Genomic DNA, 15,121 nt, shown 5'->3' with positions numbered 1-15,121 from the left:
ATCAACATTTGCAACGACAGCAATTTGCTTGCCAAAACTGGAAAAAATGTAAAATTCACTTTTTTCAGACTAGTTGGTCAAGTTTTTGCAAATCTACCCCAAGCGCCTGTGTACGCCGTTGTGCGGCGCCACGCCTGAACACCGCCTGAAACGGGCCAAACTGCGGATAGAGCGGAGACGAACGTGATTGAGTTCTACCTGAATGGTCAGCCGGAAAAACTTGACCGAGCTGACCCAAACATGAGCATTCTTGATTGGCTGCGCACCAAAAAGCGGCTTAGCGGCACCAAGGAAGGATGCGCATCCGGCGACTGCGGGGCTTGCACCGTACTGATCGGCAGCCCCTCGGCCGACGGCGGGCTGCATTATACGGCAATCAATAGTTGCATCAGCCTGGTCGGTTCATTGCACGGTAAACATCTGATCAGCGTTGATGCCCTGCAAGACGAAAACGCCCATCCGGTGCAGGCTGCAATGGTCGAATGCAGCGGCTCGCAGTGCGGTTTCTGTACGCCGGGCTTCATTATGTCGATGGTCGGCCTGCATCAGCAGGTAGTCGGCAAGGGCAACGCCAGTGAGCACCAGATGATGGAAGCACTGGCCGGCAACCTCTGCCGCTGCACTGGTTATCGGCCGATTATCGAGGCCGGCCGGCGCACCTTGGTCGATGCGGTGCAGCACTGGGATGGCGCAGCGCTGTTCGAGCCGGCCCCGGCCGAGCAGTTCGCCACGACCCGGTCAACTACCGCTAGCCTGCAGGACGACGAGGGCAAGCGCTTTGATGCGCCGGTCGAGCTGACCGAACTGCGCAGCCTGCTGGCGGCCAATCCGGATGCTCGCCTGGTCGCCGGCAGCACCGATCTGGCGCTGGAAATCACCCAGCAGCTGAAGGTGCTGCCGCAACTGGTCTCGGTCGAGCAGATCACCGAACTGCATGCCGTTGAAGGTGACGAGAAGAACCTGACCATCGGGTCGGCTGCCACCTACAGCGAGTTCGGAGCGACCCTCAGCGCCGACTGGCCGGCCTTTGCGCCGATGCTTGAACGCCTCGGCTCGCTGCAAATCCGTAACCGTGGCACCCTCGGCGGGAATATCGGTAACGCTTCCCCCATCGGTGACATGCCGCCACCGCTGATTGCCCTCGGCGCCGACATTCAGCTCGACAGTGCCAACGGTGAGCGCTGGATTGCGCTGCAAGACTTCTTCGTCGACTACAAGAAAACCGTGCTGGCGCCCGGCGAGTTCATCCGCGCGGTGCGGGTGCCGCGTCCGCAGGCCAACGAGAAACTGTTCCTCTACAAGATCTCCAAGCGGCTGGATGACGACATTTCTGCGGTGCTGGGCGCCTTCTGGCTGCAGTTTGACGGCGATACCGTCAGCGACTGCCGATTGGCCTTCGGTGGCATGGCCGGCATTCCCAAGCGTGCAGCGGGCGCCGAGGCGGCGCTACGCGGTGCCCGTTTCGACGAGAGCGCGGTGGCCGCTGCGCAGGCGGCACTGGCCACGGACTTCACCCCCCTTTCCGACGTTCGCGCCTCGGCCAGCTACCGCAGTACCGTCGCTGGCAACCTGCTGCTGCGCGCCCTGTATGAATTCCGCGCCGGCGATGCCGGCAAGGCCCAGCTGATGGTGACCGACTATGCGTAAACTGCCCCGTGATGTATCCCGACCGACCGGCCAGCCGCTCGGTGTTGCCGGTCAGAGCGCGTTGCACGAGAGCGCCTGGCTGCACGTAACCGGCACTGCCCGTTATATCGATGACCTGCCCGAGCCCGAGGGTATTCTGCATGCCGCCGTCGGCCACAGCGCCCGGCCGCATGCGCGCATTACCAAACTCAATTTGGAGGCCGTGCGTGCCTACCCTGGCGTGGTCGCGGTGTTCACCATGGCCGACGTACCCGGTCATACCGACATCGGCCCGGTCTTCCCCGGTGATCCGGTGCTGGCGGGCGAAGTGGTTGAGCACATTGGCCAGCCGATCTTCGCTGTCGCCGCGACCAGTCACACCGCCGCGCGCAAGGCAGCGAAGCTGGCCGAGGTCGAATACGAGGACCTGCCGGCCATCTTTGATACCCGCGAGGCACTGGCCAAACAGTTCTTCGTCCGCCCCAGCCACACCCAGCAGCGCGGTGATCCGGATGCGGCACTGGCGGCTGCGCCGTACCGCCTGAAGGGCGAGATCAATGTCGGCGGGCAGGAGCACTTCTATCTGGAAAGCCAGGCCTGCGTAGCGTTGCCGCAGGAAGACGGCGGCATGTTTGTGCATACCTCCAGCCAGCACCCGGCCGAAGTACAGAAACTGGTCGCCGAGGTGCTGGGCATTCCGCTGCATGCAGTCACCACGTCGGTGCGTCGCATGGGCGGTGGTTTTGGTGGTAAGGAAACCCAGGCCGCGCCGGTCGCCTGTGTGGCCGCGCTGCTGGCCAATGCCACCGGGCGGCCGGTCAAGTATCGGCTCTCGCGCCCGGACGATATGGTGCAAACCGGCAAACGCCACGACTTCTTCAACACCTACGACATCGGCTTTGACGAGCAGGGCGTGATTCAGGGCGCCGAGATCATGGTGGCTGGCCGTTGCGGCTTCTCGCCGGACCTGTCCAATGCGATTGTCGAGCGGGCCATGTTCCACTCCGACAACGCCTATTATCTGGATCAGGCGCGGGTGACCGGTCATTGCTGCAAGACCCACACGGTGTCCAACACCGCCTTCCGTGGTTTCGGCGGTCCGCAGGGCATGATGGTGATCGAACAGGCGGTGGATGACATTGCCCGCCATCTGCGTCTGGACCCGCTGGAGGTGCGCAAGCGCAACCTCTACCGCGCCGGCCGCGATACCACCCACTACGGTCAGGTGATTGATCATCACGTGCTGCCGGAGTTGATCAGTCAGCTGGAAACCAGCGCCGACTATCAGGCCCGCCGTGCCGAGATTACCGCTTTCAACCGCCAGAGCCCGGTGCTCAAGCGCGGTCTGGCGCTGACCCCGGTCAAGTTCGGTATTTCGTTCACCGCCAAGCACCTCAATCAGGCCGGTGCGCTGGTGCTGATCTATACCGACGGCAGCCTGCAGGTGAACCACGGTGGCACCGAGATGGGGCAGGGCCTGTATATCAAGATTGCCCAGGTAGTCGCCGCGGCTTTTCAGATCGACGTCGACAAGGTCAAGGTCACCGCGACCCGCACCGACAAGGTGCCCAACGCCTCGCCGACGGCGGCCTCCTCCGGCTCCGATCTGAACGGTATGGCTGCGCTGGACGCCTGCGAGAAGATCAAGGCGCGGCTGATCACTTTTGGCGCCGAACTGTTCGGCTGCGACGAGGCGCAGGTGCGTTTCGAGAACAACCAGGTGGTTGCCGGTGACGCCCGCATGGACTGGGGCGACTTCATCCAGAAGGCCTACATGAACCGGGTTTCGCTGTCGTCTTCCGGTTTCTACGCCACCCCGAACATCTACTATGACCACGCCAAGGGTCGGGGCCATCCGTTCCTCTACTACGCCAACGGTGCTGCGTGCTCCGAGGTGGTGCTCGATACCCTGACCGGTGAATACCGCGTACTGCGGACCGACATCCTGCACGACGCTGGTCAGTCGCTGAACCCGGAGATCGACATCGGCCAGATCGAGGGCGGTTTTGTGCAGGGCATGGGCTGGCTGACTACCGAGGAGCTGGTCTACAGCGATAACGGCCGGCTGCTGACCACTGGGCCGGCGACCTACAAGCTCCCGGCCGTGTCCGATACGCCGCCGGATCTGCGCGTCAACCTGCTGGCCAACAGCCCGAACAAGGAAGCCACCGTATTCCGCTCCAAGGCGGTCGGTGAGCCGCCGCTGATGCTCGGCATCGCGGTCTGGAGCGCGCTGCGTGATGCAGTTGCCAGCCTGACCGACGGTTGCTATTGCCCGCCGCTGGATACCCCGGCCACGCCCGAGCGCATGCTCAATGCCGTCAACGCCGCGAAGGCCTGGCAGGCCGCGCAGCAGGAGGCCGTGTCATGAACAGAAACCTGCGCTGGTTCGAGGCGGTCGCCGACTGCGAGCAGCGCGGCGAGCCCTATGTGCTGGTGACCGTGGTTGGTGTCACCGGCTCGGTGCCGCGTGAACCGTCGAGCAAGATGGTGATTACCGGCGAACACATCTGGGACACCATCGGCGGCGGCCATCTGGAGTATCTGGTCACCGCTCGGGCCCGCGAGGCGCTGGCGGTCGGCCGCTATGACACCCGGCTGGAGCACTTTCCGTTGGGCGCCTCGCTGGGCCAGTGCTGCGGCGGCAGCGTCTCGGTGCTGCTCGAAGGTCAGCCCGGCAGTGACGCCCGGCTGGTGGTATTTGGTGCCGGCCATGTGGCCCAGGCGCTGATGACCATCATCGGCCAGCTGCCCTGGCAGGTCACCCTGGTGGATTCGCGTGCCGAGGTGTTTCCCGCCGATCTGGCGGCGAACATTACGCCAGTGCACAGCGACGACCCGGTGGGTGATGCCCCGGCGTTGTGCCGTGGCCGCCATGTGCTGATCCTGACCCACAACCATCAACTCGACTACGACCTGTGCCGCGCCCTGCTGGATGCCGGCGATGCCGCCTCGATCGGCCTGATCGGCTCGCAGACCAAGGCCGATCGCTTCCGTCAGCGGCTCGCCCACCGCGGTTACAGCGCCGAACAGATCGCCAGCATCCGTTGCCCGGTCGGGCGCAGTGACGTGCCCGGTAAGCGGCCGATGGAAGTGGCCGTATCGATTACCGCCGAACTGCTGTCGTTCGGCACCGCCAGCCAGACTCGTGGCCCGCGCCGCGGCGTCAGTTGGCCGCAATTGCGCGATTTAATGAAAGCTGCAGAGACACCGCAACAGCCGGTGGAGACAAAATGACCCTGGAACACCTGAACAACCTGCCTGAAGACGAGGCGCTGGCGGTCTTTCGTGACTGCTGCGCCGCCGACGCCTGGGCGCGCCCGATGGTCGCGGCCCGTCCCTACCACACTGCCGAAGCGCTGCATGGCACCGCCCGCGCGCTCTGGCCGAACCTGCACGAGGCTGACTGGCTGGTGGCTTTTGAGGCACACCCGAAGATCGGTGACATCAAGAGCCTGAAAGCCAAGTACGCCAGTACCGAAGCGCTGGCCAGCGGCGAGCAGTCCGGCGCGCGCGTCGCGCCCGATGCGGTGCTGCAGCGCCTGAAGGATGGCAACGACGCCTATCTGCACAAATTCGGCTTTATCTTCATCGTCTGCGCCACCGGCAAGAGCGCCGAACAGATGCTCGAGCTGCTGGAACAGCGCCTGCCCAACAGCCGCGAACAGGAACTGCGCATCGCCGCTGAAGAACAGGCCAAGATCACCCACATTCGTCTGGACAAGCTGCTATGAGCAAGAGCCCGATTACCACCCATATTCTCGACCTCGGCAGCGGCAAGCCCGCCGCCGGTGTGCGCATTACCCTTGAGCAGCAGCAGGGCGACAGCTGGGTCACGCTGGCCAGCGCCGAGACCGATGCCGATGGCCGCGTGCTGAACGGCTTCGGCAGCGAAGCGCCGGCCGGTGTCTACCGCCTGACCTTCGACACCGACGGCTACTACGCCGCCCAGGGCCTGCGCTGTTTCTACCCGCAGGTCACCATCGCCTTCCGCCTGGACGACGTGCAGGCCCATTACCATGTTCCGCTGCTGCTCAATCAGTGGGGCTATTCGACCTACCGGGGGAGCTAGGATGACAACCAACTCTGATGCCGGCAGCGTGTCGGCCTTCCGCGGCCCACTGCTGCACTTTTTGTCCGAGCCGGGGCTCGGCACGCCCGATCCGGCCAGTTACAGCTACTTCGCCGACGGCTTGCTGGTGGTTGCCGATGGCCGAGTTCAGGCGGTCGGTGACGCCGCCGAACTGCTGCCGACTCTGCCGGCGGGCACAGCGGTTGAGCATTCGCCGGAGGGGCTGATCCTGCCCGGCATGATCGACACCCACGTACACATGCCGCAGCTGGCGGTGATGGCCAGTTACGGCACCCAGCTGCTGGAATGGCTGGAAACTTACACCTTCCCAACCGAATCGCGCTTTGCTGACGCGGACTGGTCGGCCAAGCAGTCCAAGGTCTTCCTCGACCTGCTGCTGGCGCACGGCACCACCTCGGCGCTGGTGTTCAGCACCTCACACAAGGTCGCCAGTGAAGCGCTGTTCAGTGCGGCGCACGAGTACAACATGGCGATTACCACCGGCCGGGTGATGATGGACTGCAACGCCCCGGACGGCGTGCGCGACACCGCCGAGGCCAGCTACCAAGAAAGCCGCGAGCTGATCGCCCGCTGGCACGGCACCGGCCGTCAGCGCTACGCCGTGACCCCGCGCTTTGCCGCGACCTCGACCCATGAGCAGCTGACCTACGCCGGCAAGCTGATGACTGAGGCCGAGGGCCTGCTGATGCAGACCCACTGGGCCGAGAACAAGGCCGAGATCGCCTGGATTGCCGAGTTGTTCCCGGATCGTGCCAGCTATCTGGACGTTTACGACCACTTTGGTCTGCTCGGCCCGCGCAGCGTGCTGGCGCACGGCATTCATATCGACGATGCCGACCGCGCCCGGCTGGCCGAAACCGGCACCCGCATCGCCTTCTGCCCGACCTCCAACACCTTCCTCGGCAGCGGCCTGTTCGATCTGGCCAGCGCCCGCGCGGCGAATGTCGAGGTCGGTCTGGCGTCGGATGTCGGCGGCGGCACCAGCCTGTCGATGCTGGTTACCATGGCCGAGGCCTACAAGGTCTGCCAGCTGCGCGGCCAGAGCCTGAACCCGTTCCAGGCGTTCTACATGGCGACGCTGGGCAACGCCAAGGTGCTGCATCAGGAGGCCGAGACCGGCAACCTGGCACCCGGCAAGATGGCGGACTTTTTGATCATCGACCGCGCCGCCAGCCCGATTCAGCAGCTCAAACACAGCGCCGAGCGCGATCTGTCGGGCATCCTGTTCGACCTGATGATCCTCGGCGACGATCGCAGCATCCGTCGCACCTACATCGCCGGCCAATGTCGGTACGACCGCGACGCCGTACAAGGAGCAGCCCATGCTGGTCTATCTGTCTGATTGGCTCAGCCTGATCATCCGCTGGTTTCACGTGATTGCCGGGGTTGCCTGGATTGGCGCCTCGTTCTACTTCGTCTGGCTCGACAACAACCTGCGCGAGCCGCCAGCGTGGAAAAAGCAAAAAGGCATCAAGGGTGACCTCTGGGCCATTCACGGTGGTGGTTTCTACGAGGTGGCCAAGTATGAAGTCGGCCCCGAACAGATGCCAACTGACCTGCACTGGTTCAAGTGGGAGGCCTACAGCACCCTGATGAGCGGTCTGGCGCTGTTGTTCGTGGTCTACTACCTCGGTAACCCCGGTTACCTGATCGACCCGAGCAAGCTGGATCTCAGCGCCGCCGGCGCGATGGCTATCGGTATCAGCACCCTGCTTGGTGTGATGGTGATCTACGAGGCGCTGATTCGCAGCCCGCTGTCGCGTAACGGCATGGCCTTCGGCGTGGTGCTCTATCTGATTCTGGTGGCGGTTGCCTTCGGTCTGTATCAGGTGTTTGCCGGCCGCGGAGCGTACATTCACGTAGGTGCGGTGATCGGCACCATCATGGTCGCCAACGTCTTCCTCGGCATCGTGCCGGCCCAGCGCGCACTGGTGAATGCGGTGGCCCGTGGCGAGAAGCCGGGTGAAGAGGTGGTGATGTTGGCTCAGCGCGCCATGCTGCGCTCGCGCCACAACAACTACCTGACCCTGCCGGTGCTGTTCATTATGATCAGCAACCACTACCCGATGTTCTACGCCAACGCTTACGGTTGGGCGGTGCTGGCGGCGATTGGTGCGATCACGGCCTATGCCCGTCACTTCTTCAACCTGCGCAATCAGGGCCAGTTCAAGCCGTCGATTCTGGTTGTCAGTGCGCTGGCCACCGTTGCCCTGATCTGGGCTATGGCGCCGAGCGCACCGGCCAGGATCGACAGCCACGGGAGCGAAGAAGGTGCAGCCGTCAGCCGGGTAGCCGATGCCGACATCAGCCAGTTGCTGGCAACACACTGTCAGGCCTGCCACGCGGTCAAGCCCACCAGCCCGGCCTTCCAGGCGCCGCCGGCCGGCATCGTGCTGGACTCGCTAGAGCACCTCAAGCAACACCGTGACAAGGTCTATCAGGCTGCGGTTGCCACCCAGTACATGCCGCTCGGCAACATGACCGGCATCACCCCCGAGGAGCGTGACCTGCTCGGCAAGTGGCTGCAGGAAAATCCCTGAGTTGGTATCAGTGAGGGGTAGCCGGCTTGCCGCTACCCTGACGGAACTGCATCGGCGTGGTGCCTTCCCATTGTCTGAAGGCCTTGGCGAACCCGCTGGGGGAGCTGAAGCCCAGTTGCTCTGCGACGTCGGCAATGGGTATATCGCGCTGCAGCAAGAGCCTGGCCCGACTGCGCCGAGCCTGGTCATGCACTGCGGCCAAGCTGACATCATGATAGCGCAGGACTGTTTCCAGGCTCTGCTCGCTGCAACGCAGCAGCGCGCTCAGCGCGGCCAGTTCCGTTGTCTGGGACAGGTGCGAGGCTACAACACGCCGCAGTAGCTCCAGCGGCACCAGTAGCTGCTGTTCGAGCAGGTATTGCAGCAAGGCCACTTCGAGTGGTTCGCGCATGTGCGGCGCTGAGCCAGGCATGGGCATGTGCCAGTATTCAGCCTTGAAGGCGATGCCGTTGCAGTGCTGCTCATAGCGCACCGGAATGCCCATCCGGGCCCAGTTCACCACTGCGTGGTCACCGGGGTCAGGGTCGGCGCTGCTTATATAGGCGACCAGCGTTGATCCAACCAGCCCAGCCTGCTGCTCGAACATGCGAATAAAGCTGGCTTGCAGAAAGGCGCGTGAGTACGGGTGAACGCCTTTGTCGGGGGTGCGGTTCGGCGTCATCAGCCAGTGGCCATCGGCCTGCAGGATGATTTCGGGCGTCATGGAGTTGTTCCACAGCTGGAGCATCTCGCAACCGAGAATCACCGAGTCGGCGATGTCATTGCCGCAGCCCAGCAACAGATCCAAGCCGAAAAAGCTGGGCGGGCGATGGTGTTGCAGCGCCCTGAAGGGAAAGTCCGGATCATTCAGGTTCTGTTCGCACCAGCGCCAGATGCGTTGCATCCAGACCATCGGAATGCGGTCCTGCTTGCCTTCCAGGAGGTCACAGGGGAGGCCAAGCTCCTGCAGCATCAGCGCCGGGTCTAGGTCATAGTCTGCGCGCAGTGCGCTGACAATGCAGCGCAGGGTGCCTCCAGTTGTCGAGGTGTCGCCCTGTTCGCCTGCCTGCGCTGCAACCGGCGTCTCCGGGCGCGCGGATGCCTGCTGCAGCTGCTTGCGAAACTGACTTGGCGTGCACAGGTACCAGCGCGAGAAGGCGCGAATGAAGTTGGATGTCTCTTCGTACTTGAGGGCTGCAGCAACATCACCGATGCTGGCGTTGCCGTGTTGCAGAAGGTCTGCGGCCAGCTGTTTGCGTATGGTGTCTACCATTTCGCTGAAGCTCCAGCCGGTGTCCTGCAGTTGTCGCTGCAGGGTCCGCGGGGTTGTCGACAACGCCTCTGCTACTGCCTCGAAGGCATAGCCGTGACGGCTGTCGAGCAGCAGGTGATTGGCGACCTGCTCAAGGGTTGTGGGCTTGCTCATGGCCTGGGCATGGGTGACAAAACTTTGCGTCAACGGCTCGCGGGTGACGCTTGCGGTACCGTGCACTGACGCCCCGATGGCTGAGCGCTGCATGACCAGTTGGTTGTGTCGGGCGTCGAACAGCGTCCGTGCAGTGTGTCCGGGCAGCTGGCTGAACCCGTCCGGACGAGGCCGCTCAAGGCGCCACTCATGGGCAGTCAGGCGATGATCGAAGATGCCGGCCAGCCAGTTCATCCAGAAGTCGATTTCCAACGGATGGGGCCGTAGCGTCGGGGGGGCAGATACGGTCAGCTTGATGTGCTCGACAGTCTGTGTGATCCGCAGCTGCAGGCAGCCGGTCAACAGGGGAAAGTACTGTTCCAGCAGTCCCAGCGCATCGTCGATTTCCTCCTGCATCTGCACCAGATAGCGTAGCCGGAACAGTTGTCCTGCGGTATTTGCCTGTCCCAGGCGGAACCCGATCAGCGGGTCCTGACTGCTGGCTTCGATAGCGTCCCACAGTTGGCGGGAGATAAAAGCGGGTATGCGTGCGCCTGGCTGGTTCAGCAGCCAGGCGCCAATGCCGGCTGCGCGGGTGATGGCGTTTCGCTGGTTGCCGGCTACCTCAAGCGCACTCAGCCAAGCCGCGACCACGGTTGCGCAGACAGAGGGGCGTTCGACGAACTGTCGGAAATTTATTGTCGGGGGATGATTACCCATCACGTTGGACCTGCACTGAGAATGCGTGCTCCTTGCCCTCCACGTTCCTGAGCATCGTTGGGCTTGTTTCAACTCCGACTATAACACTACACAATTAGGAGCTATACGCACGATGAGTGAGCATCTTCGCGCGCTTCCCGCAGCTGTTCGTCCCATGTTCAAGGTGGCGACACTGGCTACATCCGTTGCCCTGGCGGCTGCCGGCGGCAATATCGCAATGGCAGCAGACTGGCAGATCGGTGACGAGTATACGCTTGGCACCAACACCACGTTGACTCTGGGCGCCAGCTGGGCAGCCAGCGATGCCGACCCGCACCTGTTGACCCGCTCCGATGCAGCTACGCTGGGCCGCAAAGGCGACGGCGTCAACTATAACGCGGACGATGCCCGGCTGAACTACCAGTCTGGCGACAATATCTCCACGCTGATCTCCGGTTTGACGGACTTTGACCTGAACAACGGTAGCCAGGGTCTGTTTGTCCGCTTCAAGTACTGGTACGACCATGCGCTTGCCACCCGTAATGGCGACTTCAGTGGCTTTGACGACAGCAGCTGGCAGCCGACGGCCCAGGCAAAGGGCTTTGAAACTCTGGATGCCTATGTGTGGAAAGACTTCGAACTGGGTGATCGTGATCTGCACCTGAGGGTGGGTAAGCAGGTGCTGACCTGGGGAGAGTCGATTTTTATTCAGAACGGTGTCAACGCGATCAGTCCACTGGATGTATCGGCGTTCAGACGCCCTGGTGTCGAGCTTAAAGAAGGTCTGATGCCGGTGGAGCTGGTATCGATCAACACCGATCTGACCGACAGCATCAGCCTCGAAGCCTTCTATCAGTACAACCACCGTACCTCCGTCTACGACGGCTGTGGCACGTTTTTCAGCTTCAGTGACACCTTGCCTGAAGGCTGCGCGGTCGACTTCATGATCGCCGGTGGGCGAGGCACCACCGCCGACTCGATCGCGCAGGAGCGATATCTGCAGCGCGCCGGCACTCGCTGGGCGCGGGACTCGGGGCAGTACGGCCTGGCCCTGAACTTCTCAGTGCCGGCGCTCAATTATGCTGACGTCGGGCTGTACTACATGAACTATCACAGCCGCAGCCTGAACATGAGTGGCACCATCGCGGCGCAACCGGCCAGCAGCGCTACCGAGACCAACATCAATACCGGGACCTACTTTACCGAGTACCCCGAAGACATTCGCCTGTTCGGGGCGAGTATCGCAACCGTGGTTGCGGATAATGCGGTCTACGGTGAACTGACCTACCGTCCCAATCAGCCGCTGGGCTACAACGGCGCCGACATGGTGGCTTTGCTGGCCGGCTCCGGCACCACCACCATTCTGCCGGTTGACAATATCGCCCCCTACCGCGGGACAGAGGTGCAGGGCTACAAGCGCATGCCGGTGTGGCAGATGACCCTTGGCAGCGTCGGTACGGTTACCCGTGCGCTGGGTTCCAGCAAGCTGACCTGGGTCGCAGAAGGCGGCGTGAATTACGTCGCGGGCCTGGACCAGGCAACCGAGCGCTTCGGCCGCGCTGGCAGCTTCAACCGGACACCGCCGACAGATGGCAGTGCCTGCGTTGCTACGCCCGCTGCGGGTGAAGGCACCGGCGGGCTTACCGCAGGCCAGATTGCTGCCTATAACGGCCGCAACTGCAGCCGGGATGGCTTGGTCGACAGCTGGTCGTGGGGCTATCGCCTGCGCGCCTCGCTGGACTACGAAAACCTGCTGCCCGCCACGGTCGTCACCCCGTCGCTGAGCTGGCGCCACGACGTCGACGGCTATGGCCCGAACTTCCAAAAGGGGCAGCAGGCGGTCGGTCTGGCGGTCGCAGCGCAGTACAAGAACAAGTATTCGGCGGAGCTCAGCTACAACAACTTTTTTGGCTCCAACGACTTTTCCACCATTGATGACCGCGACTTTGTCGCCGTTAACCTGAAGGTCAGTTTCTGATGACAACGCATACCAACAAAGCCCTATTGCTGGCGCTCACTAGCGCCATTTCCTGCGCTGTCGTGGCGGCAGGGTCCGATGCCAGCCGCCTGGGTGACAGCCTTACCCCGCTCGGCGCCGAGATGGCTGGTAATGCCGATGGCAGTATCCCGGCCTGGACCGGCGGCATGGCTACCGATGCCACCGCGGCCGATGCGCAGGGTAACTACGCTAATCCCTTTGCTGACGAGCAGCCGCTGTACACTGTTGATCGCAGCAACGCAGCTGACTACGCCGAGCTCTTGTCTGAGGGCCACCAAAAGCTGTTGGAAATTTTCCCCGACTACACGTTGCCCGTCTATCCGACGCACCGGAGCACCCGTGTACCGCAGCGTTATTACGAGCAGACCCGTGAGAACGTCGGCACCGTTACCCTGACCGACGACGGCTACGGTGTGCGCAACTATGACTTTGCCATCCCCTTCCCGATGCCCGAGCGGGCAGAAGAAGTCATGTGGAACCACCTGACGCGCTATCGCGGTGGCTCTATCCAAAGGCAGTTTTCGTCTGCCGTGGTGCAGGAACACGGTGATTACACGCTGATCACCCACCGTCAGCACGTGGCCTTCCGGGAGAATGTCACGGATCTGGATGCCGGCGAGAATATGCTGTTCTACACCTTGGTGCAGACCCTGAACCCGTCGCGTTTTGCCGGCACAGTTACGCTGGTGCATGACCCGATCAATCCGACGGAGCAGGCACGCTCCGCCTGGCAGTTCAACCCGGGGCAGCGCCGTGTGCGCCGTGCGCCCACGGTGGCCTACGACAGCAGTGCTCGTTTCAGCTATGGCGCACTGACATCTGACAGCGTTGCCGGGTTTAACGGCGCGCTTGACCGTTACAACTGGGAACTGGTGGGCAAGCAGGAAATGCTGGTCCCCTACAACGCCTATGCGTTGCATGACAAATCGGTGAGCTACGAAGAGCTGCTGCAGCAGGGGCACATTGATCAGTCCCGGACTCGTTACGAGAAACACCGTGTCTGGGTAGTCGATGCAACCCTGCGTGAAGGGGAACGCCACGTCTATGCCAAGCGCCGCTTCTACGTCGATGAAGACAGCTGGCAAATTCTGGTCTCAGACATCTACGACAACCAGCAGCAGATCTGGCGTGTGTACGAGGCCCATCCCTACCAGCTTGCTGACATTGAACTGCCCAGCTCCGGCATGGAAGTCACCTACGACCTGTACTCGCGGCGCTATGCGACCAACTTCATGGTTAACGAAGACGGTGCGGCGGTCTACAACCAGCCTGCCTCGAAGGCGGATTTCACCCCCAACGCTATCAAGCGCCTAGCTCGCTAAGAGCTGATCAAGGGTGGCCCTGAGCGTCACCCTTTGCTGGAGATACCATGAAAAAAATAACCAAGCTGATTGTTGCCTCAGCCGTAGTGGTCGGCGCTCTTGCCGCCGCCGGCTGGCAGGTGTCGGCCACCTCCAAGGTGGGCGCGCAGGGCTATTTCTATGCCTATCCGCTGGTACTGATGGAGCTGACCAAGCGTCATCAACTTGCCATGGGCATGACGGGCATCAACGAGTTCAGCCACCGCAAGGTGTTCCCTGACCATACCTTCAACAGCGTTGTCGCGCCTAACGTGGACACCCTGTATTCGTCCGCTCGACTCGATCTGTCGGTTGGACCGATGGTGATGACCCTGCCATCGACCGAAGGCTTCTACTACATGGTGCCGATTCTCGACGCCTGGACCAATGTGATTGCCTCGCCTGGCACACGCAACCTTGGATCGGCGCCGGCCCGCTACCTGATTACCGGCCCGGACTGGAGCGGCAGCGTACCGGACGGCTACGAACAGATACAGTCGCCGACCAACATGGCCTGGGTGCTCGGACGTATCAAGAGTTCCGGCCCCAGTGACTACAAGCAGGTAAACGCGCTGCAGGAGCGTCTCGGGTTGCACCCACTGGACGCTGACTCAGTCTCTGCATCCCCTCCTATAGATATGCCGGATCTGCTCATGGACAAAGCACCTGACAAGCAGATCGGAGACTGGTCCATGGATGAGTTCTACACCGCGTTCTGTCAACTGCTTGATGACAACCCGGCACCAGCGGCAGATGAGCCCATGCTGCAACAGCTGCGCTCTGCCGGGCTGCTGACAGATGATTGCAGTGTGACCGGTAATCCGCTCAAGCGTCTTGGCTTACAGCTGGGATATGACAAGGCGCTGGGCGTTCTGAGCAATACCTTGCAGATACTGCAACAGCAGGTGCCGCCCGGTGAATGGCACACCGTGTACGACCTCGGCGACTACGCACAGCGTTATGTACAGCGAGCGCTGGTTGCCAAGGTTGGGTTGGGCGCGAATGGTGCAGAGGATGCGGTTTACTCGACGGCCACCACTGATTCGCGTGGTGATCAGCTTGATGGTAATTCCAGCTACCAACTGCATTTCAGCGCCGATGAGCTACCGCCAGTGAACGGGTTCTGGTCGCTGACTATGTATGACACCAGTCGCATGCTGGTGGGTAATCAGGCTAATCGTTACGCCATCGGGGATCGGAACGACCTGCACTTTGCCGAGGATGGATCGCTGACCTTGTATGTGCAGAATGACAGACCGGCCGATGCGAATCAGGCGCGCAATTGGCTACCGGCGCCCAAGCAGCCATTTAACTTGATCCTGCGGCTCTACTGGCCGGGGCCAGAGATTCTGAATGCCCTCTGGCAGCCACCAGTTATTGAGCGGGTGGATTGAGTTGCCGCTGAGCACGGCATGAGCGATGAAGAACGCAGCCGCGAGC

Annotated in this window: 11 protein-coding genes; 10 read left to right on the top strand and 1 reads right to left on the bottom strand. The window is 62.3% G+C overall.

Annotation, left to right across the window (positions count from 1 at the left end; genetic code table 11):
• The first annotated feature begins 183 nt into the window (after nt 1-183).
• Genes xdhA through ACKPCU_RS01890 form a run of 7 tightly spaced genes read left to right on the top strand, consistent with a single transcriptional unit; the run spans nt 184 to nt 8,259 of the window.
• Entirely contained in the window at nt 184-1,647 is a 1,464-nt protein-coding gene (gene xdhA / locus ACKPCU_RS01920; protein WP_407651786.1) for a xanthine dehydrogenase small subunit, read from the top strand.
• The gene (gene xdhB / locus ACKPCU_RS01915; protein ID WP_321349447.1) at nt 1,640-3,997 is read left to right on the top strand and encodes a xanthine dehydrogenase molybdopterin binding subunit; all 2,358 of its coding nucleotides are present in this window, start codon (nt 1,640-1,642) and stop codon (nt 3,995-3,997) included. Before xdhA ends, xdhB begins: the two co-directional genes overlap by 8 nt.
• Nucleotides 3,994-4,863 (top strand): xanthine dehydrogenase accessory protein XdhC, encoded by an 870-nt coding sequence (gene xdhC / locus ACKPCU_RS01910; protein ID WP_321349445.1) that lies wholly within the window; start codon nt 3,994-3,996, stop codon nt 4,861-4,863. Before xdhB ends, xdhC begins: the two co-directional genes overlap by 4 nt.
• Nucleotides 4,860-5,360: a 2-oxo-4-hydroxy-4-carboxy-5-ureidoimidazoline decarboxylase gene (gene uraD / locus ACKPCU_RS01905; RefSeq protein ID WP_104739801.1), complete on the top strand. Its 501-nt coding sequence runs from the start codon at nt 4,860-4,862 to the stop codon at nt 5,358-5,360. The genes xdhC and uraD overlap by 4 nt, the downstream gene beginning before the upstream one ends.
• Nucleotides 5,357-5,698: a hydroxyisourate hydrolase gene (gene uraH, locus ACKPCU_RS01900; protein ID WP_321349443.1), complete on the top strand. Its 342-nt coding sequence runs from the start codon at nt 5,357-5,359 to the stop codon at nt 5,696-5,698. Before uraD ends, uraH begins: the two co-directional genes overlap by 4 nt.
• Nucleotide 5,699: 1 nt before the next feature.
• A complete protein-coding gene (guaD, locus tag ACKPCU_RS01895) occupies nt 5,700-7,061 on the top strand; it encodes a guanine deaminase (RefSeq protein WP_321349441.1) in 1,362 nt (453 codons plus the stop codon).
• Nucleotides 7,042-8,259, top strand: coding sequence for a urate hydroxylase PuuD (locus ACKPCU_RS01890; protein ID WP_321349439.1), 1,218 nt, complete (start codon nt 7,042-7,044; stop codon nt 8,257-8,259). Before guaD ends, ACKPCU_RS01890 begins: the two co-directional genes overlap by 20 nt.
• A 7-nt stretch (nt 8,260-8,266) precedes the next feature.
• Here the strand turns inward: ACKPCU_RS01890 and ACKPCU_RS01885 are convergent, their stop codons facing one another.
• On the bottom strand, nt 8,267-10,363 hold the full coding sequence (locus tag ACKPCU_RS01885; RefSeq protein ID WP_321349438.1) for a helix-turn-helix domain-containing protein: 2,097 nt from the start codon (nt 10,361-10,363) through the stop codon (nt 8,267-8,269).
• A 112-nt stretch (nt 10,364-10,475) separates the two neighbouring features.
• On the opposite strand from ACKPCU_RS01885, the gene ACKPCU_RS01880 reads away from it, so the two are divergent.
• From ACKPCU_RS01880 to ACKPCU_RS01870, 3 genes are read left to right on the top strand one after another with little or no spacing between them, the layout of a single operon-like run.
• A complete protein-coding gene (locus ACKPCU_RS01880; RefSeq protein ID WP_321349436.1) occupies nt 10,476-12,320 on the top strand; it encodes a DUF1302 domain-containing protein in 1,845 nt (614 codons plus the stop codon).
• A complete protein-coding gene (locus ACKPCU_RS01875; RefSeq protein WP_321349434.1) occupies nt 12,320-13,663 on the top strand; it encodes a DUF1329 domain-containing protein in 1,344 nt (447 codons plus the stop codon). Before ACKPCU_RS01880 ends, ACKPCU_RS01875 begins: the two co-directional genes overlap by 1 nt.
• A 47-nt stretch (nt 13,664-13,710) precedes the next feature.
• Nucleotides 13,711-15,075, top strand: a complete 1,365-nt coding sequence (locus ACKPCU_RS01870; RefSeq protein ID WP_321349432.1) for a DUF1254 domain-containing protein — start codon at nt 13,711-13,713, stop codon at nt 15,073-15,075.
• Nucleotides 15,076-15,121 lie beyond the last annotated feature (46 nt).

It is taken from the genome of Halopseudomonas oceani (assembly GCF_963677335.1).
Classification (GTDB): Bacteria; Pseudomonadota; Gammaproteobacteria; order Pseudomonadales; family Pseudomonadaceae; genus Halopseudomonas; species Halopseudomonas oceani.
This window is presented reverse-complemented; position numbering and strand designations above follow the sequence as displayed.